Annotated in this window: 1 protein-coding gene; it reads left to right on the top strand. The window is 69.0% G+C overall.

The features are described 5' to 3' along the window. Positions 1-423: AMP-binding enzyme (locus KN815_RS42295; protein WP_216347082.1), on the top strand; the 423-nt coding region annotated here is incomplete at both ends.

The following is a 423-nucleotide window of genomic DNA, read 5'->3' as shown; positions in this document are numbered from 1 at the left end:
GGATTTGACGGCGGAGCGGTTCACCGCTGATCCGTTTGGTCCGGCGGGTGCGCGGATGTATCGCACGGGTGATGTGGCGCGGTGGAACGCCGATGGTCAGTTGGTGTATGTGGGCCGGGTCGATGACCAGGTCAAGGTGCGGGGCTTCCGCATTGAGCCGGGCGAGATCCAGGCCGTCATCAGCGGCCATCCCGATGTCGCGCAGACGGCTGTGGTCGTGCGGGAGGACCGGGACGGGGACCAGCGGCTGGTCGCCTATGTGGTGGCCGATTCCCACGTTTCCGATGCGGCCCTGCGGGAGCACGCCGCCGGGTTGCTGCCGGACTACATGGTGCCGTCCGCCTTCGTCACCCTCCCCGAACTTCCGCTGACGCCGAACGGCAAGCTGGACCGGCGTGCGCTGCCCGCGCCCGACTACGGCCC

Source organism: Streptomyces niphimycinicus, assembly GCF_018883605.1.
GTDB classification, from domain to species: Bacteria; Actinomycetota; Actinomycetes; order Streptomycetales; family Streptomycetaceae; genus Streptomyces; species Streptomyces niphimycinicus.
The sequence above is the reverse complement of the archived record's forward strand: the minus strand, read 5'-3'. Positions and strand labels throughout refer to the sequence as shown.